This is a genomic window from Lysinibacillus sp. NPDC093688, assembly GCF_050280145.1.
GTDB lineage: Bacteria > Bacillota > Bacilli > Bacillales_A > Planococcaceae > Lysinibacillus > Lysinibacillus xylanilyticus_B.
In genome coordinates this window covers 15,895-36,489 of the sequence record NZ_JBNNUX010000041.1, presented here as the reverse complement: position 1 = coordinate 36,489, position 20,595 = coordinate 15,895, and the positions used below count along the sequence as shown (strand labels likewise).

15 protein-coding genes and 3 tRNA genes are annotated in these 20,595 nt (G+C 39.2%); 4 read left to right on the top strand and 14 right to left on the bottom strand.

The annotated features are described in order from the left end of the window. Positions 1-211: 211 nt before the first annotated feature. The 5 genes from ACQKN2_RS21755 to ACQKN2_RS21735 all read right to left on the bottom strand — a co-directional run bounded on the left by ACQKN2_RS21755 (position 212) and on the right by ACQKN2_RS21735 (position 8,091). On the bottom strand, positions 212-1,045 hold the full coding sequence (locus ACQKN2_RS21755; RefSeq protein ID WP_427416789.1) for an aldo/keto reductase: 834 nt from the start codon (positions 1,043-1,045) through the stop codon (positions 212-214). 142 nt (positions 1,046-1,187) lie between these two features. Next, positions 1,188-3,218, bottom strand: a complete 2,031-nt coding sequence (gene ftsH, locus ACQKN2_RS21750; RefSeq protein ID WP_427416788.1) for an ATP-dependent zinc metalloprotease FtsH — start codon at positions 3,216-3,218, stop codon at positions 1,188-1,190. A 437-nt stretch (positions 3,219-3,655) separates the two neighbouring features. Continuing rightward, positions 3,656-4,198, bottom strand: coding sequence for a hypoxanthine phosphoribosyltransferase (gene hpt, locus ACQKN2_RS21745; RefSeq protein ID WP_323651203.1), 543 nt, complete (start codon positions 4,196-4,198; stop codon positions 3,656-3,658). Positions 4,199-4,262: 64 nt separating this feature from the next. Beyond that, positions 4,263-5,669 carry a tRNA lysidine(34) synthetase TilS gene (gene tilS, locus ACQKN2_RS21740; protein ID WP_427416787.1) on the bottom strand — a complete coding sequence of 469 codons (1,407 nt, stop codon included), beginning with the start codon at positions 5,667-5,669 and terminating at the stop codon, positions 4,263-4,265. A gap of 28 nt (positions 5,670-5,697) precedes the next feature. Beyond that, on the bottom strand, positions 5,698-8,091 hold the full coding sequence (locus ACQKN2_RS21735; protein WP_427416786.1) for a SpoIIE family protein phosphatase: 2,394 nt from the start codon (positions 8,089-8,091) through the stop codon (positions 5,698-5,700). A gap of 775 nt (positions 8,092-8,866) precedes the next feature. Here ACQKN2_RS21735 and ACQKN2_RS21730 point away from each other — a divergent pair. The 4 genes from ACQKN2_RS21730 (at position 8,867) to ACQKN2_RS21715 (ending at position 9,871) form a co-directional block, all read left to right on the top strand. Continuing rightward, positions 8,867-8,941 (top strand) — tRNA-Gly (locus ACQKN2_RS21730). A gap of 10 nt (positions 8,942-8,951) precedes the next feature. Beyond that, positions 8,952-9,028 (top strand) — tRNA-Met (locus tag ACQKN2_RS21725). A 5-nt stretch (positions 9,029-9,033) separates the two neighbouring features. Further along, a tRNA-Glu gene (locus tag ACQKN2_RS21720) sits at positions 9,034-9,105 on the top strand. Between the two features lie 514 nt (positions 9,106-9,619). Further along, positions 9,620-9,871, top strand: a complete 252-nt coding sequence (locus ACQKN2_RS21715) for a hypothetical protein (RefSeq protein ID WP_427416785.1) — start codon at positions 9,620-9,622, stop codon at positions 9,869-9,871. 222 nt (positions 9,872-10,093) lie between these two features. Here the strand turns inward: ACQKN2_RS21715 and ACQKN2_RS21710 are convergent, their stop codons facing one another. The 9 genes from ACQKN2_RS21710 to mfd form a co-directional block, all read right to left on the bottom strand. Beyond that, positions 10,094-10,558: a S1 domain-containing RNA-binding protein gene (locus ACQKN2_RS21710; protein WP_427416784.1), complete on the bottom strand. Its 465-nt coding sequence runs from the start codon at positions 10,556-10,558 to the stop codon at positions 10,094-10,096. A 134-nt stretch (positions 10,559-10,692) separates the two neighbouring features. After that, a complete protein-coding gene (locus ACQKN2_RS21705) occupies positions 10,693-11,160 on the bottom strand; it encodes an FtsB family cell division protein (protein WP_427416783.1) in 468 nt (155 codons plus the stop codon). Between the two features lie 17 nt (positions 11,161-11,177). Then, positions 11,178-11,669: a spore cortex biosynthesis protein YabQ gene (gene yabQ / locus ACQKN2_RS21700; protein ID WP_427416782.1), complete on the bottom strand. Its 492-nt coding sequence runs from the start codon at positions 11,667-11,669 to the stop codon at positions 11,178-11,180. After that, complete coding sequence (yabP, locus tag ACQKN2_RS21695) at positions 11,666-11,965, bottom strand: sporulation protein YabP (RefSeq protein WP_004229167.1); 300 nt, start codon at positions 11,963-11,965, stop codon at positions 11,666-11,668. The genes yabQ and yabP overlap by 4 nt, the downstream gene beginning before the upstream one ends. A 108-nt stretch (positions 11,966-12,073) precedes the next feature. Further along, positions 12,074-12,364, bottom strand: a complete 291-nt coding sequence (locus tag ACQKN2_RS21690) for an RNA-binding S4 domain-containing protein (RefSeq protein ID WP_427416781.1) — start codon at positions 12,362-12,364, stop codon at positions 12,074-12,076. A gap of 4 nt (positions 12,365-12,368) precedes the next feature. Further along, a complete protein-coding gene (gene mazG / locus ACQKN2_RS21685) occupies positions 12,369-13,829 on the bottom strand; it encodes a nucleoside triphosphate pyrophosphohydrolase (RefSeq protein WP_427416780.1) in 1,461 nt (486 codons plus the stop codon). A gap of 9 nt (positions 13,830-13,838) precedes the next feature. Then, entirely contained in the window at positions 13,839-15,461 is a 1,623-nt protein-coding gene (locus ACQKN2_RS21680; RefSeq protein WP_427416779.1) for a putative polysaccharide biosynthesis protein, read from the bottom strand. A gap of 149 nt (positions 15,462-15,610) precedes the next feature. Further along, entirely contained in the window at positions 15,611-16,147 is a 537-nt protein-coding gene (spoVT, locus tag ACQKN2_RS21675) for a stage V sporulation protein T (protein ID WP_079563690.1), read from the bottom strand. A gap of 904 nt (positions 16,148-17,051) precedes the next feature. Beyond that, entirely contained in the window at positions 17,052-20,564 is a 3,513-nt protein-coding gene (gene mfd, locus ACQKN2_RS21670; protein ID WP_427416778.1) for a transcription-repair coupling factor, read from the bottom strand. Between the last annotated feature and the right edge of the window lie 31 nt (positions 20,565-20,595).

Genomic DNA, 20,595 nt, shown 5'->3' with positions numbered 1-20,595 from the left:
ACAGACGAGACCCTGAGGCCAACATGATGTTGGTCACGAAGGCATTGTCACAGGACGTGACGCATTTAGCCTTCGTTCCTTTAGCGAAGGAAGCGACTCGACGCTCGCCCACAGGAAAGCGAGTAGCCTGGAACGGAAATCAACCTCTCGTTTTGCCAAACAACCATATTATGTCAAAGGAGCTACCCCACATTAGGTAGCTCCTTTCAAATTATTTAAAATTAAATTTTTCTGGGTCTGGTCCGCAACGTAATCCATCATTTAGTGCATCTAACTGAGCCATTTCTTCCTCTGTTAACGCAAAGTCAAAGACCGTGAGATTTTCCGTCATTCGTGCAGGAGTCATTGTTTTTGGAATAGTAACTACACCATGCTGAACATCATAGCGTAACACAATTTGTGCAGGTGTTTTGCCATATTTAGAAGCTAGCTGCTGTATCAATGATTCCTCCAATAAAGAACCATTCATTAGTGGTGACCACGCTTCTACCTGTATTCCGTTCTCCTTACAAAATGCACGTACTTCCTCTTGAGTTAAGTGCGGATGAAATTCAATTTGATTAATAACAGGAACAACTGATGTTTCCTTTAATAAATTTTCTAAATGATGAACATGGAAATTACTAACACCAATTGAGCGTACACGTCCATCCTGATAGACTTTTTCAAGCGCTTTATAAACATCAACATAATTTGTATCTATACCTGGCCAGTGAACTAAATATAAATCTAAATAATCTAATCCTAATTTCTCTAAGCTACTATCATAGGCTGCAAGTGTTTCTTCATAGGAGAGTCCATCATTCCAAACCTTTGATGTTACGAATAGTTCTTCACGTGTTACTAAGCCCTTATCAATCGCAGCACGAATTCCTCGCCCTACACTTTCTTCATTTCGATATACTTGAGCTGTATCAATGCTACGGTAACCTTTTGCAATAGCTGTTTTTACCGCTTCAGCCAAGTCATCGCCTTCAGGTACTCGAAAAACGCCATAGCCGATTAACGGCATTTCTAAACTATTATTCAATGTTACGTTCCCCATGTTTCAACACTCCTATCTATTTTGGCTCTAAAAAGAACCTATATTACGCAGCTGCGTAATATAGGTTCTATCGTAATACCTACTACAGAAAAAAGGCAAAGAAAAAGACTGCTTACTAAAATCGTAAACAGTCTTTCCCATATTAATCACGCTTTTCATCGATACCTTTTGGTGTATCATTCGGCCCTCTGTCCTCTTTAGGTAAATCAGCTGTTGTTGGATTCGGTTCATTGTTAAGCAATTCTTTCTTAACAACTGGTTCACCAACTACATCTAATACTGGTTGAGCTTCAGCTTCAGCTTTAGGAGCTTTTTCTACAACCGGTTCTACCTCTGGTTCCGGTAAGACACCGTGATCACGTAAATGCTCGATTTCTTGCGCGTTCAATGTTTCTTTTTTCATTAATGTGTTAGCAATTAAATCAAGTAATCCACGTTTTTCAGTTAGGATTCGTTTAGTACGCTCATATTGCGAATCGATAATTTTTTGCATTTCCTTATCAATTTCGTAAGCAATTGAATCAGAGTAATTTTGATCTGAATTAAAATCACGACCAAGGAATACATTCCCACCCTGACTTGAACCAAACTGCATTGCACCAAGATTTTCACTCATACCATATTCAGTGACCATGGCACGCGCAATACTTGTTACCTTTTGGAAGTCATTATGCGCCCCAGTAGATACCTCACCAAGTACGATTTCCTCTGCCACACGACCTCCAAGAAGTCCAGCAATACGGTCTAGTAGTTCTTGTTTTGTTGTGAAGAAACGTTCTTCTTTCGGTAACATAATCGCGTAACCTCCAGCTTGGCCACGAGGGACGATCGTTACTTTGTGTACTGTATCTGCTTCATCTAGCTCCAAACCAACAACTACGTGGCCGGCTTCATGGAAGGCTACAAGTTTCTTCTCTTTTGCTGAGTAAACGCGGCTAGCTTTTGCCGGACCTGCAATTACTCGGTCAGATGCTTCATCGATATCTGCCATATTAATTGTACGTTTGCTTTTACGAGCCGCTACAAGTGCAGCTTCATTTAACAAGTTCTCTAAGTCAGCACCTGAGAAACCTGGTGTACGTTGTGCAACAGCTGCTAAATCCACTGTATCTGATAAAGGCTTGTTACGCGCATGTACTTTTAGAATTGCTTCACGACCTTTTACATCAGGATGTCCTACTGTAATTTGACGGTCAAATCGACCAGGACGTAATAACGCTTTATCTAAAATATCTGGGCGGTTTGTTGCAGCGATAATAATAATACCTTCGTTTGCTCCGAAACCATCCATTTCAACTAACAATTGGTTTAATGTTTGTTCACGCTCGTCATGGCCACCACCAAGACCTGCGCCACGTTGACGACCTACTGCATCAATCTCATCGATAAAGATGATACAAGGTGCATTTTTCTTTGCATTTTCGAATAAGTCACGCACACGTGATGCACCGACACCGACAAACATTTCTACGAAGTCAGAACCTGAAATCGAGAAGAATGGTACGCCTGCCTCACCTGCTACTGCTCGTGCAAGTAATGTTTTACCTGTACCAGGAGGACCTACAAGTAAGATACCCTTTGGAATTCGAGCACCAATTTCAGTAAATTTACGGTGGTCCTTTAAGAAATCAACAACCTCTACAAGCTCTGCTTTCTCTTCATCAGCACCCGCTACATCTGTAAAACGAACTTTTTTCTTCTGATCGTCATAAAGTTTAGCTTTACTTTTACCAAAGCTCATCACTTTATTACCGCCACCTTGAGATTGACTCATTAGGAAGAAGAATAAGAAAATGATAATGATGAAAGGAATAATTCCTGTAAAGAACTGAATCCATCCACTTGTCTCTGGCGCTGTTAAATATTTAATATTAGTATTCGTATCTTTAGCAGCCTTATCGATGCGATCCATTAAAGATGGGTTATTACTAGGGAGATTTGTAGTAAAGCTTTGTCCCTTTTCATACCCCTTCAATGTACCTTCAACGATGTATACTGATTTATCAGGTTGAATTGTAGCACTTGTTATTTCTTTATCATCTAGAGCTTTTAGAAACTCAGGATAAGATAACTCTTTCGTTGGTGCACTTCCACCATTGAAAGTACCAAAAATACCGATAATCACTAAGAAAATCAGTAAATAGAATATGGTATATCGAAATATTCGATTCATCTCCAGCCTCCTCATTACAAACAGAAAAATTATAAGTAAAATCTTAACATATCATGATTTCATCATACAACGAAAAGCCCTACATAAAAAAAGTTTCGTGCGATTTTTGTCGAAATCGAAACATATTTATGCATTTATTTACTATGTTCCAGCGTTTGTTTCCGTTACTTCATTCAGAACAAGGTGCCTAGATTTTTTTGATTTATGATCAATTTCGCCTCGGCATAATTGCGCCCGGAATCAGCTTTGAGCCAACGTGATGTTGGTCACTCAATCGTGCTGACGTTTTGCTTTCGCTACGTAAACACTTGTAGCTGCCGCTTCGCTTTCGCTACAGAAATTAATTGCTGAAAGAAGTAAAAAAAACTAAAAATCTATGACCTTCGCTGGAGGCTCTTCTTTTCACAGCTGGTGTTCTTTCGTTAACTTCTTACTTGTTAGAAAGAATACACTGCTGGTTTTAAAATGCCGATATACGGTAAATTACGGTATTTTTCTGCATAGTCTAAACCATACCCTACAACAAAACCGTCCGGTACTTCAAAACCAACATAATCAGCACCTAAGTTTACTTTACGACCTGATGGTTTATCTAACAATGTAACGATTTTGATGGATTTTGCTTTGCGGTATTTAAATAAGTCTACTAAATAGCTTAACGTTAAGCCACTATCAATGATATCCTCGATGATTAATACGTCACGCCCCTCGACGCTTGTATTTAAATCCTTTAGAATCTTTACTTCCCCAGATGAAACTGTAGCATTGCCATAGCTAGAAACATCCATAAAATCTAGCTCAATGAAAGAATCGAAACGTTTCATTAAGTCAGTCATAAAAGGCATAGCCCCTTTTAAAACACCAACAGCTAACGGGAATGAATCTTTATATTCCTCTGTCAATTGTGCGCCTAAATCAGCGATTCTTTCTTGCAATTGTTCTTCTGTAATCATTACTTTTTCGATGTCATTTTGTAACATATCGATTCCTCCTCGTGTGTATAAAAAAATGTTCAACCATTTGGGGTGAAATTTTACAAAGACCTTAGTCTACGATGAGCACTGTATCATCGTTTGGTTGCGGAGAGGTTGAAAACAACATTCCCATACGCACACCAATTACCGCTACGACCTCTTCAGATTGAGAAATCAGTAACGGCCAGCTATTCCGCTCATTTAAAGGAATCTTTTCATCTATAAAAAGGCGAGATAAGCGTTTTGGCCGATCCATTCCTTTTAACAGCATTCTATCCCCTTCCTTACGCGCCCTAATATAGAGTGGAAGTTTGAGTTTGCTAGCGTTAAAATAAAAAAGTTGTGCAGTATCCGTCAGCATTTTAGACGATAAATCAGGCAACTCGACTACGCATAAACGTTCACCATTTGTCAGTGTTGTCCACCCATTAGCAGTCGAAATAATCATTTTCTCAGGAGAAGCTTGACCTTCTAATGACTCTTTCTTCTGAATCGTAAATTTTCCGTAACGGCGAACAGCTATAAAATTTTCTGGCAAGTGAACTTCAGCATACCCAGCTGTCGTATCAAAAAGCTTTGTAATAGAAGTCAATAAAGCATAACTTTGTATCGTATTTGAATCTTTGTAAAGATAGTTTAATAGTATTAAAATGAGCCTCCTTTGTAAAGCAAGTGGTACCAATTGAAGAGCCTTAATTTCCATGCTATATGTATTTCCGTCAATTCTTTTTACTATTCTAGAAAATACATCCTCCGCTAATGTCATTAAATAGGCATCGTCTTCTTGCAATTGTTTTGTAAAATGGGTTACCTGCTCTGTTACTCGTGGATTTTCTGACTCCAACAAAGGCACCACATGATGTCTAAAACGATTGCGTACATAGGTGTCCTTAGAATTGCTAGCGTCTTCACGATGAACTAAACCCTGCTTAAATAAATATTCCCTTATTTCGGACTTTGTAACCGTTAAAAACGGACGAATTAATGTTTTTCCTTCAAAAATACGTTGTGAACGTATACCTTGCATACCATTTATCGTTGCATTTTTTGTCAGGGCCATTAATACTGACTCCAGTTGGTCGTCCGCATGATGTGCAGTTACAAGCTTGCTTGCATTCGTTTTTTCCATGACCTCTTTAAAATATTGATACCGTTCTCTACGACAAATAAGCTGTGAATTCCCATTTTCTAAAGCCATAATCTCCGGTATTGGAATAGCCTTTGCATATAGGTGTACACCATACTCATCACAATATTTTTGGACAAAAACTCTGTCCTCAGCCGATGCTTCACCTCTTAGCATATGATCAACATGCACGGCTTCTACCGTAATTCCCCATTGATCTTTTGTTTTAACAAAATAATGGAGTAAAGCCATTGAATCTACTCCACCCGAAACGGCGATGAGAAGATGGTCGTCTTGCTGTAATAATTGCTCTTTTTCGATAATTTTTTTGACCTTTAATTCAAGTGACAAACGCTTCTCCTCCCCTTTTCGTTCTCTATTATGATGAATTGCTCATAGAGTGTTGAACTGGTCTAAATACAGCCCATGTAGGTACAACATGTGTAACCTCTAACATCAATACAGTGCAATCGTCTTCAATGTCATAGCAAGATTGGAAAGATTGCATAATCGTCGTTAGTTTTTCCTGTATGGTTTTAGTAGTGCTCGCAACCTGCTGGGCATACGCTAAAAATGTCTCTTCCTGCTCGTCCCAATCATCAACACTTGAAAATAATCCATCAGAGTGCATCAAAATCACATCGCCCGCCTTAAGCTTTCTTTTTTCCGCCTCTACTGCTGAAATGGATAAAAAACCTACAGGAGCTGCATTGCTTTCAACCTTCAGCACCTCTTTCCCACGTAAAATGTACGTAGACATTCCCCCAGCCTTCCACGACCATAAATCACCGTGTTGTAAATCGACAAGTGCAAAATCAAGCGTTGCATACATATCGTTTTGTTGCTTTAAGGACATGACATAATGCAACGTGTGCATCGCAGTCTCTGGGTTCATGTTGTAATTTAAACATTCTCGCATTAAATGTATTAACTTTCTACTCTCATGCTGTGCTTCTTTACTCTGCCCCATACCATCTGATAATAAAATTGCAAATAATCCTGGATGTAATTGAAATAACGCATGGGAATCACCGGAATATAACGTCGCATCTTTAGACATGCTATATATATCATACTCTACTTCAAAGCTAATAGCTGATCTAAAGCTTACCTGAATATGGCGAAATGGTATATCACATGCTACTACTTTTTCAATTTCAAACGGTTCTTCAAAAATATCATATAAAATCGGCAATATCATCCGTTCAGCTAATGTTGTGTCTTCCTCCCAATCGACCTGCGCTGGTGCTAAAGCGCAAACAATTTTTCGCGCTCCAGGCTTATTACTAAGCACATCTAGTTGAAAGCATTCAATATGTGCATCTTTTAATTGTTGAGTAATGTCCTTTTCCACACTAGCGAATGAAATAGTCTCTTCTTTCATCTCCGCTATTAACTGATTTAGATGATTGCTCATATCACGTAACTGAAGCGCAATCATTTTCTTACCATGAAAATACTGACCATTAATACGCTCTCTGTACAGCTCTGTTTCCAATTCTTCGAAAATTTTTGTTGATTTCACACATTTATAACGTATTTGTTCTTCGACACGATGAATCCCAGAATCCTTTCCAACGCCTTTCATATGAAACCAGTCTGTCATTAGCTTGTCCATTCCGTTATTTTGCGCTCCCCAACAGCGATCATAGCGGAAACAGCTTAAGCAAGTATTCATCGGCGACACTTCCTTTGCCTCTTCTATCGGGGCGGTCATAAAGCGCTCAAACACAAGCTCCTTCATAAATTGTACAAAATGCTGAAAATGCTCTAATTTAAACGCTACATGCTCTGTTAACCAATTTTGACGGGCGAGTAAGACCTCCTCACGCTGCGGAAACAACTTATCCCGCACCTTTTCAGAATATTTATTCGGGATGGTTAGAAAAACGATACTCCCAACAGCAATCGATGTAAAATAAACGCTATCTAACGGCAATGTTGCATCGTAAAATAAAAAAAACACACTTGGCAAAACACTACCAATTGCTACACCAAATCTTCCAACACGAGCCCCCATCCCGGCACACAATCCTGTTAAGGTGGCTACAGACAGCATCCCCGTAAATGAAAGTTTTGCAACACCAATGAGAGTCCCGAGGACGGCTCCGATAACAGTCGCTAATGGTACACTTCCTACTAACGCACCGAAGCAAATGAATAGTTGTAATAAAAAAATGGGGAGTGAAAAATAGCTAATGACAACCGCTTGCATCCCTGTAAGCATAGCAGCAAATACAACTAAACCAGAGCCTAGCTTCTCATAAGTCCAATGACTCGTAAACCATTCATGAGAATTGACAAACAACACTTGCATAAACAGCGTCATAATAAGAGCTAAAGCCGCTTCACAGCCTACATAAAATTGCACAAGCACCGGAGGTAAACCTTGATACATAACTCCCTGCCACATTATTTGCACAATCAGTACCGCTAAAGAGACTGCTATACTTTGTGGTAGCTGCCAATAACGGAAGCGCATGATGCATTCATACATAACGATTTGCAATGCTAAAATGAAGACTTGTCCAAATCCAAGAAAAAAACATCCTATCAGACCACCAAACAAAACATATTTGGCGTATGCCTTATACTTCGTTCGTATAATTGCCCAAAAAGGAATCGAGAAAGGCACGGCCGCTTCAAATACAACGGACTGAGCTAAAAAGAAGGATGTTAAAAAAAATAAAGAGCCTATTAACAATTGCCTTTTTTTCACTCCTAATTTTTGTTCGTCTACATTTGCCGTGTTATACCATTCAATACTCGTCATTTCACTATCCCCTTTCTGCACTTTTGGAGCTATTATAAAAAATTATGTATGGAAAGATTGTCTGACGGTGGCAGAAAAAAATATAAACATTTCGACGAATAGATATGCATAAATACGAGAAATGGCAACAATTTCTATATAACCTATTAAGCTGTACAAGATTAGGAATATTTCTTTTTATGAGGTAGGCTTTAAATGACAGAAAATTTCATCAATTATGTTCCGCTGTCGTTATATAAGATGCTTTACAAAATCTATGCCACGAGAGGCCTAATGCCCTTTCACCCTTTCATTTTCATCGATTGATGTCCCTTTTTTCGTCATAATTACTATAGTCAGCAGTGTCGATGATACTTTTCTACTTAAGAACAAAAAGTTTGATAAATTTCCCATAAAAAGGGCTCATCATTAAAAATTGCGGATGATATTTATTATAAAGTTGATTGGAGTGGAGACTAGGCGACTCCCAGGGATTAGATTCACAGATGCCCCCTACAGTGCATAGAGAACATTTGCTGCTGTCGCTTCGCTTTCGCACAAAAAGCATTTGTTGCTCCGACGCCCCCAGGAAAGCGCCAAGTGGGAACGGAAATCAACTACACGTTATGTTGATCATCCACCAAAAGACAATACTTCCTCTTTTCGTTAGCAAATCTTTAAATAATGAATAAAACCATATATTTTTATTAATTTTTTTTAAAAAACTACTTGACGTTAGTAACAAAGGCTTGTATTATTTAACTTGTTGTTAAAAACAAATTGTTTAAAACAATACGCGGAAGTAGTTCAGTGGTAGAACACCACCTTGCCAAGGTGGGGGTCGCGAGTTCGAACCTCGTCTTCCGCTCCATAATATTAATGGCGGCCTAGCTCAGCTGGCTAGAGCGTACGGTTCATACCCGTAAGGTCGGGGGTTCGATCCCCTCGGCCGCCACCATAGTAGGCCCCTTGGTCAAGTGGTTAAGACACCGCCCTTTCACGGCGGTAACACGGGTTCGAATCCCGTAGGGGTCATCTCAAACAGGCGTCTCAGAATTATTTCTGAGACGCCTGTTTTTTTGTAGCTTAACAGTGCAACAGTCTTATCAATTGCACCTAGGCATAATTGTAGCTGTCGATTTGCTTTCGCTACAGAAAACATTTGCCGCTGTGGCACAGATAAACAATGCGTCCGGAATCGGCTTTGTGCTTAGACCTTCATGAGGCCGACACGTTGTCGGTCATTTCGGTAATGCCACGGGACGTGGCATTTTTATCGACGCAGGTCAGTTAACCGTTATCGCACGGATGCCCCGTTGTTGTTGTTGCTGTCGCTTCGCTTTCGCACAGAAAACATTTGTTGCTGTCGCTTCGCTTTCGCACAGCAAACATTTGTCGTTGCCCTTTGCTTTCGCACCAATACATCTGTTGTGCCGCTCATTGGAAAGCGCCCAGTAGAAACAGAAATCCCCCCATATTATGGTGATGCGCTTAAAAATATGGCATACTAATAATGAAAATAGCGTGTTATCTAGGAGGTTTATTTCCTTTGAATTCATTAACGAAAGCTGCTTTAATTTGCGGAAGTGGCTCTATGATTATTCTCGTATCCATTCTTCTTAATTTACCATTTGCTGTACAAATATTTTTACTTCTTGCTGGACTAGCCGTTAGTGTATACGGTGTGTTTTTACTTGTCAAAATGGTTGTTAATCCAGTCGAAAAGTCTTCAGAAACATCTACTAAACAAGAATCCGTGCCAGCTCCTAAAAAGAAGAAAAGGCCGACATCAACGTTGTAGGAAAGTTCGTATACCCTTACACCCGCCAGAGGCTTTAGGCCAACAAATGTCTTTTCTGTCGCTTTGCTTTCGCTACGAAAACGGCTGAAAGAAATGAAAAAGTAACGATGACTTAAGGCTAGACGAAATGTATACAGGAATTATAAAAAAAGGGATTAGCTTAAAACAAGCTAATCCCAACTCTATTTATACACTTTTTCTACGATTAAAACAGTCAGCAAACTACCCTCTTCTAGCTCCGCGACCACCGCGTTTTGACTCTGTAGCACGTTTTAGTGTTGCTAGACGTTCATCACTATCTTTTAAGAAACGTGCCATTTTTTGTTCAAAATTCTCTTTTGGTTGATGACGGTCGTTACGATCATTAGAACGATTATCGCGACGCGGGCGTGCTGGACGCTCCGAACGCTCCGAACGCTCCGGACGCTCTGGACGCTCTGGTCTCTCTGCTTGAGGCTTTGCTTTACGGATTGAAAGACCAATCTTTCCGTCCGCTTCAACATTCATCACTTTTACTTCAACTTCATCTCCAACTTTTAGATGCTCATTGATATCTTTTACATAATTGTCAGCAACTTCACTGATGTGTACTAAGCCTGTTTTGCCATCTGGCAGCTCAACGAATGCTCCAAAATTTGTGATTCCTGTTACTTTACCTTGTACCTTGCTGCCTACTTCAATTGACATAAAAAAAATGCTCCTCCTTAAAAATTAAGCGACTCTTTTGAGTCATGTAATCAATTTAATCAAACTTTTTACTACAATAAGTTTCTCTTTTCATTATATATAACAAAAAATGAGTGTCAACAATACATAGCTTTTCAGTCGTCTTTTTTACCCTTCATTACTTCGTCTTTTTTATCTTTGTTTTCTGGTATATCGCCTTTTTTATCTTTTTTATCTTTTTCATCCGGCATAATGAAAACTATTTCACCTTTTTCGGATAGGAAATATTCCTTGCGTAATAGCTTTGCGATATACTCATCATTCTCTAACTGTTTAATTCTAAGATTTAACGAATCTCGCTCTTCTTTCAAATTAGAAAGATTCGCCTTCGCTTCAACCTTTTTCTGCTCTTTTGCAGCTAGTGTTTCATTTTGATTCAAAAGTATATTTAAGAGAACGGCAATAATAACGACTGGTCCAATCGCAAAAAAGGCAATACGGCGTATTTTCCGTTTCCGCGCTTCAATTTTACGATTTATAGCTTTATCCGTGTTACGGACATAGTCATTATCAAGCTTAGTATAGTTTTGTTGGCGATCATTTGATGAACGACGTTTAGTCATGCCCGCACCTCCGAAAGTTATTGTTGTCTTTTATTATACTTGATAAATCGAAATTTTTTTAAAAAAGTGTTGGACAAATACGAATAAATTTTGACAAAAGGTCTTAAAACAAACGCTCCAATATTTAATAATATATTAAAAATTTGTCGAATGGTAGCAATTATTAATCGTATGATGAACCACAAAGGTCTCCATGTTATATTCACCAAAACCCTTGCGATGAAACGTAAAAAAGTCTGAAAAAATGTTTGATACAAAAAAATTCCGGCTATTTGCGCTAGCGGGTCATAAGCCCGCCAAGCGCCATCTTTTAGCCAAAATAATAAATAGTATGTCATGCCCCCAAGCAGAATCCAGGTAAGTAGTTCAAACACCATCATCCATCTTCGAAGGCTTGACCTTTTTGGAGTTGAAAAAACAATGAGCCTTACACTATCAATAATGAACCCAACTGCTATACCGCTCAAAACCATGACTAATAGTTGAACAAATTGTTCACTAACAATCATCCAAATAACTTATGAAGGAAACCTTTCGAGAAGCCACTTTCCTCCTCGTCATACTGCAAGGTTTTTACAGTTCCTTCAAGTGTCAATAACCCTTTGTCAACATCTAAATGAACGATATGCAGTTCTTCTCCACGGATTAACAAATGCCCTTGGGACGTCTTGATGAAAAACTCTTCCTGATCAAAGCGTTCAATTGATTTTACAGAAGTCATGTCCATTCTTTTACGATTACGAATCGTTAAAATATGTTCTCCAGATGGAATTGTGTAACGGTTACTTTCTTGATGTAGCGTCATTTTTTTCCTCCTTTAGTCGTCCTAGCTTCTGTTCACTTTATGCGGACAACCTTAAAAGCATGACAACTTTATTAAAGTTGCTACACTTTTATCTGAGGCATAATTGATTTAGTCCTCGTCATCAATAAATTCAGGCTCAATTTTTTCAAGACGCTCTTCCTTCAAAATCGTAAACATTTTTGCGGCATCTTCTTTTTTTACAGTATCACGTAATTCTTCTACACGTGCTGTCACAATCTTTTGTCCAAAACGAATGGCTAGCTCATCACCTGCTTTAACAGCACTACTAGCTTTTGCGATCTTACTATTGATCGTAATACGACCTTGATCCGCCACTTCTTTTGCTAATGTACGACGTTTAATTAAACGTGATACTTTTAAAAATTTATCTAATCGCATATTTTTACTCCTTTTCTAGCTGCTTCGCTTCATTCCAGAAAGCATCTAATTGTTCTAATGTATAATTAGAAAACGGCTTTCCGCTTTCCTTTACCTTTGCTTCCACATAACCAAAGCGTCTCGTAAACTTCTCATTGGCATGTAACATAGCCTCTTCTGGATTTAGCTTGTAGAAACGTGCTAAATTCACAAGTGTGAACAAGACATCTCCAAATTCATCAAGACGTGACGCACTTGTACCTTTCGTCACCTCATTACGAAATTCCTGCCACTCCTCCGCGAACTTGTCCCATGCGCCATCTACGTCAGGCCAATCAAACCCTACCTTTGCAGCTCTTTTTTGATAATTATATGCTGTTTGTAGAGCAGAGGACGCCCGGTATTCTTCTTCCAATAGCGGCTTATCACTTATACCCTTTTCTTCCGCTTTTATAACTTCCCAATTTGCTACAACACCCTCTGCATCCTCTACAGATACATCTCCAAATACATGCGGGTGTCGACGAATCATTTTTTCACTTATTGAAGCTAATACATCTTCCAATGTAAAGTAACCTTGATCTTCTCCGATTTGCGCATGAAGGAATACTTGCAATAGTACATCTCCAAGCTCCTCGATCATCGCAAAGTCATCCTCTGCATCGACCGCCGCTAAATATTCATGTGCTTCTTCTAGTAAATATTTTTTCAGTGATTCATGTGTTTGCTTTTGATCCCATGGACAGCCATTTGGACCTCGTAAAACAGCAATAATTCGACGGAAGGTTGTCCAGTCTCGTAAAGCCTCCTCTTGTGATTTCACAGGTGGCACATATACCGTTGTTAAATTGTCCACCTCAACACTTTGGTCGAGCTCGTATAGCGGTACCGTCACTAATTTTTCCTGTGATGAGCCCGCTGCAGTAACAACCGTAACAGGGTACTCATCATCATATTTCTCCATTAACGTTAGCTTTACCTCTGATGCACTGAATGTATCATACACTTGAGCAATTAAGATATGTTGACGCATGTTAATGTCATGCATAGAAAAGCTAGTACCATCTAGCAGTTGAAAACCCTCAATCGGGTCGATTTTTAACGCGCCAAATATTGGATCTAAAAAGCTTTGCCCACCTTCAATGACTAATTTTACTTTTCCCGCATCCGCAGCAGCAATCAGCAATTGTACAGTCTGCTCCGCAACAAGCGGATGTCCTGGTACAGCGTACATTACATCTTCAATCGCTGTAGCAGCCACAAGCTTTTCTGCAATTTCTTCATACACAGGCTGGAATGAATTATGTTTTTCATAGATTGTGTCAAAGCTTTCAAATTGTAAGCCCTCAGCTGATAATTCTTCCAATACCGGATGATCCACTGTACGAACATATAATTTTCTAGCCGCTTTTATTTTTTTATAGACACCCATTTGCAGCTGATTAAAATCACCCGCACCCAGACCAATAACTGTTAAAGTATTCAATAAATCCACCTACTTCTTCCGATTTAACCATAATTGATAAACTGCCATCTTGCGCCCAAACGGTAGTAAGTACCACTCTTTTTCGGCTAGCACTCGTAACTTAGTAATTATTGTGATCATTACAAATGCTCCTAAACTCACTGCTGTTAAACCTGCTACCACTGCAACAAATCGAGGTGATAAAAATTGGTTTAACAACGATGGTATAAACTGTAGCCAAACTAGTACTACAGCTGCCATGCTAAGTGATGCAAATCCAACTTTTTTATAAAAACTGGCTGGCGCTAATTGAATTGCAGTCATTTTCTTTAAATAGAAAACAAGCATGAGAGCAGTAAACAATAGACCCACATTGTTAGCAATAGCCGCACCTAATACACCAAATAAACTAATTGTCAGCACATTCAATATTATTTTTAATATAAAACCTACAATCAAAAATAAAGCAGGCATTTTTAATTTACCATAGCCTTGGAGAATAGCTGTAAATGTCAAAATAATCGACAAAGGCACAATTTGTAAAACATATACCATAAGTACTTCCGACAGCACATCTGTTTTAAAGAGCATCGCATTAATATAAGGCATGACGAGTATTAAACCTAAAGAAGCTGCCCACCCAAATAATACAGACGCCCTATACGTTAATTGTATAAACGGAAGTGCACTACGGCCTCCTTGTCTTTTGGACATATGTGCGACAAGAGGTACAATAGCAAGTGAAAGTGAAGAAGCAATAACAACTCCGAGCTGCACCAATGGCTGCCCACGATCATAAACGCCTTTTGTTGCCTTAGCTACCTTCTGATCCATTCCACCCTCTACTAATAGTGAATAAATTGTAAAGGAATCAACTAGTTGATAGCCAAGTAACAATAAGCCACTCATGCTTACACTTAAACTTAGCAATGTAACTTCTTTAATAATGGGGGAACTTTCAATACGGCGCCGCTGTTTCTTATCGTTAAATAGACCGAAACGTTTTTTAACGATAAACGTAAGGAATATAAAGCCTACAATTTCACCAATAACTGTACCTATTATAGCCATTTGTCCAGCACTATATAGTGATTCTGTCGTCTTCATAATGATAAATGTACCTGCTAAAATGACAGATACCCTCACAGCTTGTTCAAGGACTTGTGCGTAAGCAATTGGCTCCATAATACCTCTCGATTGGAAGCTGCCCTTTAAAATAGCAAGAGCGGGCATGACAAGTACTATAAATGAACCCGTCCGGATTAAAGGAGCAAGCTGAGTATCGCCCATGAGCCGTGCAATTATTTCAGCTCCACCAAATAAAACAACAAAAAACAACAACGATAGTACTGTTAAATAACGAAAAACGATACGCATAATACCGCTTCGTTTCTGATTTCGCTCTAGCGGGTCTAAAATACAATCATTATCTGCAAGCATTTTAGAAATAGCTACTGCAAATCCACTAGATGTCCACACGACAAAAATGGATATAATTGGATACACTTGCTGATAAATATAAAATCCTTCATCACCAACAAGGTTTTGAAAAGGCACACGATAAATTGCACTAAGAACCTTCACAATAAGGGCAGCAATTGTAAGTAAGGCCGCACCCTTCATGTAGCTTTTCATGCCAAAACGTTCCGACATAAATTGCCCTCTTTCCTTCTTTAACAATGCCAATAGTATAGCATATCTCAAAAGTTTGACGCGCTCGATAGCATTACCATAAAACTATGTACGAAAAAAAAAGTTATTGTTCAGCCTAAAAAGGTCAGCGCAATAACTTTCAATTCACATCAACTATTCATTTGTTTAGCTAAAAAGTTAGCAGCTGTTTCTGCAACTTTCACTTCAACCTCACCGACAAAATGTACCTTAGACAAAACGATAATACAACCTATTGGATCACCATTTACCATAATAGGTGTTGCACAATAAGACTTCACTTGCTCATATTGTCCAGGAACAATCTCAATAGTCGTTTCCATTTTCTCTATTTTAGTTGAACGCTCTTCCATAAAAGTTTCCGCAAAGGATGTAATACGACGATTAATATACTCTTTCTTACCGATACCCGCGACAGCAATTACTTCATCACGGTCGGTTACAAATGCTGGAGTACCTAACGTTTCATATAATGTTTCTACATATTCCCTTGCAAATTCCCCTAAATCATTAATTGGAGAATATTTCTTTAAAATGACTTCGCCTTCACGGTCTGTATAAATTTCTAGCGGGTCACCCTCGCGAATACGTAGCGTCCTACGAATTTCTTTTGGAATAACCACACGCCCTAAATCATCAATACGACGAACAATTCCTGTTGCCTTCATTCATAATCCTCGCTTTCGCTACAATAAAAATTTTTTTCAACTTTAGTATGGTTTTTTATGAAGCAATCTATGCAAAAACTGAAGAAAAAGGATTTCACACCCAACAATATTTTTCAAAAAGGACTTAAAACCAAGTAATTGTGCTTTAAATACATTTAGCATGTAGAATTTTTAACTTCAATCAACTTATATTAGATTAACCACAAAAACAAATTTTTATAAATAATTTATAAAAAATTTTAACAAGAAATAATAATAATCCAACCTTCATTATTACGTCAATGAGCCAAAAGGTTTTTTATCATAAAGACGTTTTCACAGAATGTGATTCTTTTAACCTCCTACCTCCTACCGGCTAGCTCCACATGCTTATTTGCAAAATCGATACCTAAGAAGTTGCTCCATCTACAGTCCATTCAAAATTTCAATTACCATGCATCTTTTGGCATGTCATCCAAAGTTAATAATGGTAAAACGAAACTTCAGCAATGTATCTGTACGAAAGCGAAGGAGCAGCATCAGATATTTTTTGTGAGTACGCGTAGTGCTAACGTAGCGTCTGCAACAAATATTTTCTGTACGTAAGTGTAGTGCTAACGTGGGTCTGCAAAATTTTTTCATTGCGCGAAAGCGAAGCGACAGCAACAGATATTTTTGCGGGTAAGTGTAATGCTAACATCGCGACTGTACAAGGGTTTTCCGTGCACGAGCGCAGCGCTAACGTCGCGTCTGCAACGAAGGTTTTCTGTACGTAAGCGTAGTGCTAACGTCGCGACTGTAACAAGGGTTTTCTATGCGTAAGCGCAGCAGTAGCGCCAACATTCACTAAGATCCCCTTGACGATTTTGTTTTTCTATAATAAAAAGCTGACCATTATCCTAGAGAGATAAGATCAGCTTTTCATCTATTGTTGTTTTTTTGCGTTAGCAATAATATGCATCATTTCTTCTAAAATATCAAAGGGTTGATATTTCCCACATTTTCGTTCATCAATCGTTAATTTCAATTGCATACCATCCATACCAAAACCGACAGCTCGTTCAAATTTCATGGATTCTTCAACAACTTTACTGCCATCAACTTGTACTGTCCCATCTTCAGACAACAATATTGTAATAATTTTTTGCTTTTCTTTTACCGACAACACGCCGGCACCTAAGCCCCGTACCTTCATCCGCGCAATTCGCAGTAAGCGCTCCGTTTCAATCGGAAGATCTCCGAAGCGATCCTCTAATTCCTCCGTGATTTCGCCATAATCCTCCACTTGATCCATTGCTTTAATACGCTTATACATTTGAATTTTTTGATAGCCGTCAGGAATGTATACATCTGGGATATACGCATCAATACTCAATAAAATTTCAATGTCAGGCTTCTCTTCTTTTTTCACACCTGTTTGGCGCTCAGCAATCGCCTCTTGTAGCATTTGTGAATACAAGTCAAAACCGACAGAATCAATAAAGCCATGTTGCTGTGCTCCTAGCAGATTCCCAGCACCGCGAATAGATAAGTCACGCATAGCAATTTTGAATCCTGAACCTAACTCTGTAAATTCCTTAATCGCCTGTAATCGTTGCTCAGCTACATCTGTAAGAACTTTATCGCGTTGATACATAAAGTAAGCATATGCTACCCTATTAGAACGCCCAACACGCCCACGCAATTGATAAAGCTGCGCTAAGCCCATTCGATCAGCATCTTGAACAATCAATGTATTAACGTTCGGTATATCTACGCCGGTCTCAATAATGGTTGTTGTTACAAGCACATCATAGGCACCTTCTAAAAAGGCTAATATGACAGATTCTAATTCTGACTCCGTCATTTTGCCATGCGCATGCCCGATACGCGCTTCGGGGACAAGCGTTTGAATTTCATCAACCTTACGAGCCATGTCCTCTACACGATTGTATAAGTAGAATACTTGCCCACCACGCGCCATCTCTCTCTCAATAGCTTCCCGCACTAATGCACCGCTATGCTCCATTACATAAGTTTGTACAGGGAAACGATTTGCTGGTGGCGTTTCAATTACCGATAAATCACGAACACCTACCATAGACATATGAAGTGTTCTTGGAATCGGAGTTGCCGTTAGCGTTAATACATCTACATTCGTCTTTAGTTGTTTAATTTTTTCCTTATGCGTTACACCAAAACGTTGCTCCTCATCAACAATCAGCAGTCCAAGGTCTTGGAATAATAAATCTTTAGATAATATTCGATGCGTTCCAACGACAATATCAACTTGCCCTTCTTTTAAGCCCTTTAACGTCGCTGTTTGCTCTTTTTTCGAGCGGAAACGAGACAAGAGTCCTACATTGATAGCAAAGTCTTGGAATCTCTCACGAATCGTTTCGTAATGCTGCTGCGCTAAAATCGTCGTCGGCACAAGGAAAGCTACCTGCTTACCGTCTTGAATTGCTTTGAATGCAGCACGAATCGCTACCTCAGTTTTACCATATCCCACGTCTCCACATACGAGGCGATCCATAGGACGTTCACGTTCCATATCGCGTTTTACTTCGATAATTGAACGTAACTGATCCTCTGTTTCCTCATAAGCGAACGAAGCCTCAAAACTGCGTTGATCGTCGTTATCAATCGCAAATGCATGACCCTTCTCGGCTTCACGTTTCGCATACAGCTTAATTAAATCGTCAGCAATATCTTGCACAGCAGAGGATACCTTAGCTTTGGCTTTTTTCCACTCTGCTCCACCTAATTTATGTAGCTTTGGTTCACGATCTTCAGATGCTACATATTTTTGGATTAAATCTATTTGCTCTACTGGAACATACAACTTATCATCAGCGCGGTATCGAATGTGTAGGTAATCTTTATGTGCGCCATTTACCTCTAGTGTTTCTAAACCAATATATTTCCCAATACCGTGGTGTACATGCACAACATAGTCGCCAGCTTTAATTTCTGTATAGCTTTTAATACGTTCTGCGTTCGTCATTTTTTGAGGACGTGCTTTTTTCTTCGCCTGTTGTTTAAATAGCTCATCCTCTGTAACTACCACCAAGCGTTGTAATGGTAATTCAAAACCACTAGATAGCGAGCCATCCACAATATAAATACCCGCTTCTGTCGGATGACCAATTGTCGTATGAATATCATATTCCTCAAGCATTTGCTGTACACGTTTAACACGCTCTTTATCTCTCGCCACAATTAGTACTGTAAATTTACCGAGTAGCCAGCGTTCAACCTCGCTTTGCAACAATGACATTTGGCCATGAAATTGCTGCATTGGCTTGCAAGAAAAGTTCGTCGTCTTATTAAAGGATACACCTGCAAAAGTTCGCGAAAATAATGAGAAATATAGTTTTTGCTGAGACAGCATTGCTAAAATCTCTTTTAAAGAGAATGCTGGCTTTACATCATGCACCATTTTCCCTTCTTCAATTAGTGATAAAAACCACTCATCTTCTTCACGTTCCCAGGCATCCATAACCTCCTGAATGCGCCCGAGCTCATCAAACAGCACAACGCCATCGTGTACAAAATAATCTCCTAAATAGGCTGTTTTCTCATACAATAACGAACCATATTTATTTACATAGTCCGGTAAATTCCCTTGCTGTAACAATTCAATATCATATTGAATATGCTGATACAGTAATTCCTTCGTCTCCTGCTTTTTGACTTTCTTTAAGCTTGTCGCCAATGCAGCTTCTAAACGACCTGCCAACGCCTTTCTTTCTTCCTTTGTCAAAATAACTTCTGACGCAGGAAGGATACGAATCTTCTGCAATTTATCAATGGATCGTTGATCGTCCGCAGAAAATGTTCGAATCGAATCCACTTCCGTATCAAATAATTCTATACGAATCGGTGACTCTAAATACGGAGGATAAATATCTAATATGCCACCACGTAACGCAAATTCTCCAGGTGTTGTCACCATCGAATTACGTACGTACCCCATCTCTACTAACGTTTGGAGCCATTCATCAATCTGAATATCCTCACCTACTGCTATTTGTAAAAAATACTGTAGCCAATGCTCTTTAGGCTGCATCATTTTACGTAAGCCCGCAACCGGTATCACATAAACAGCTTTCTCACCTCTAGCAAGACGATCAAGTGTTGCGATACGCTCAGCACGTAGCTCTGGGGAGGCAACAGACAAATCGGCAGCAATAAACTCATCGGCAGGATAATAATGGACATGCTCCTCACCTAAAAGTCCCGCCAGCTCGTCAGCCATTTTCTGAGCCTGCAATAGATTAGGAGATATAATATAAATTGGTTTTTTTACATATTCAAATAAAGCATCGACCATTACCGGGCGCGCGCTTCCAGTTAATCCTGTAATAAGCTGTGTTGCAGACTGACCGCTCTGAATCTCCTGTAAAAATGATGTGATATGTTTGTCCTGCATCACAAGCTGTCGTAAAACTTCCAATGTCAAAAGCTCCTTTCAACGCATACTTCTC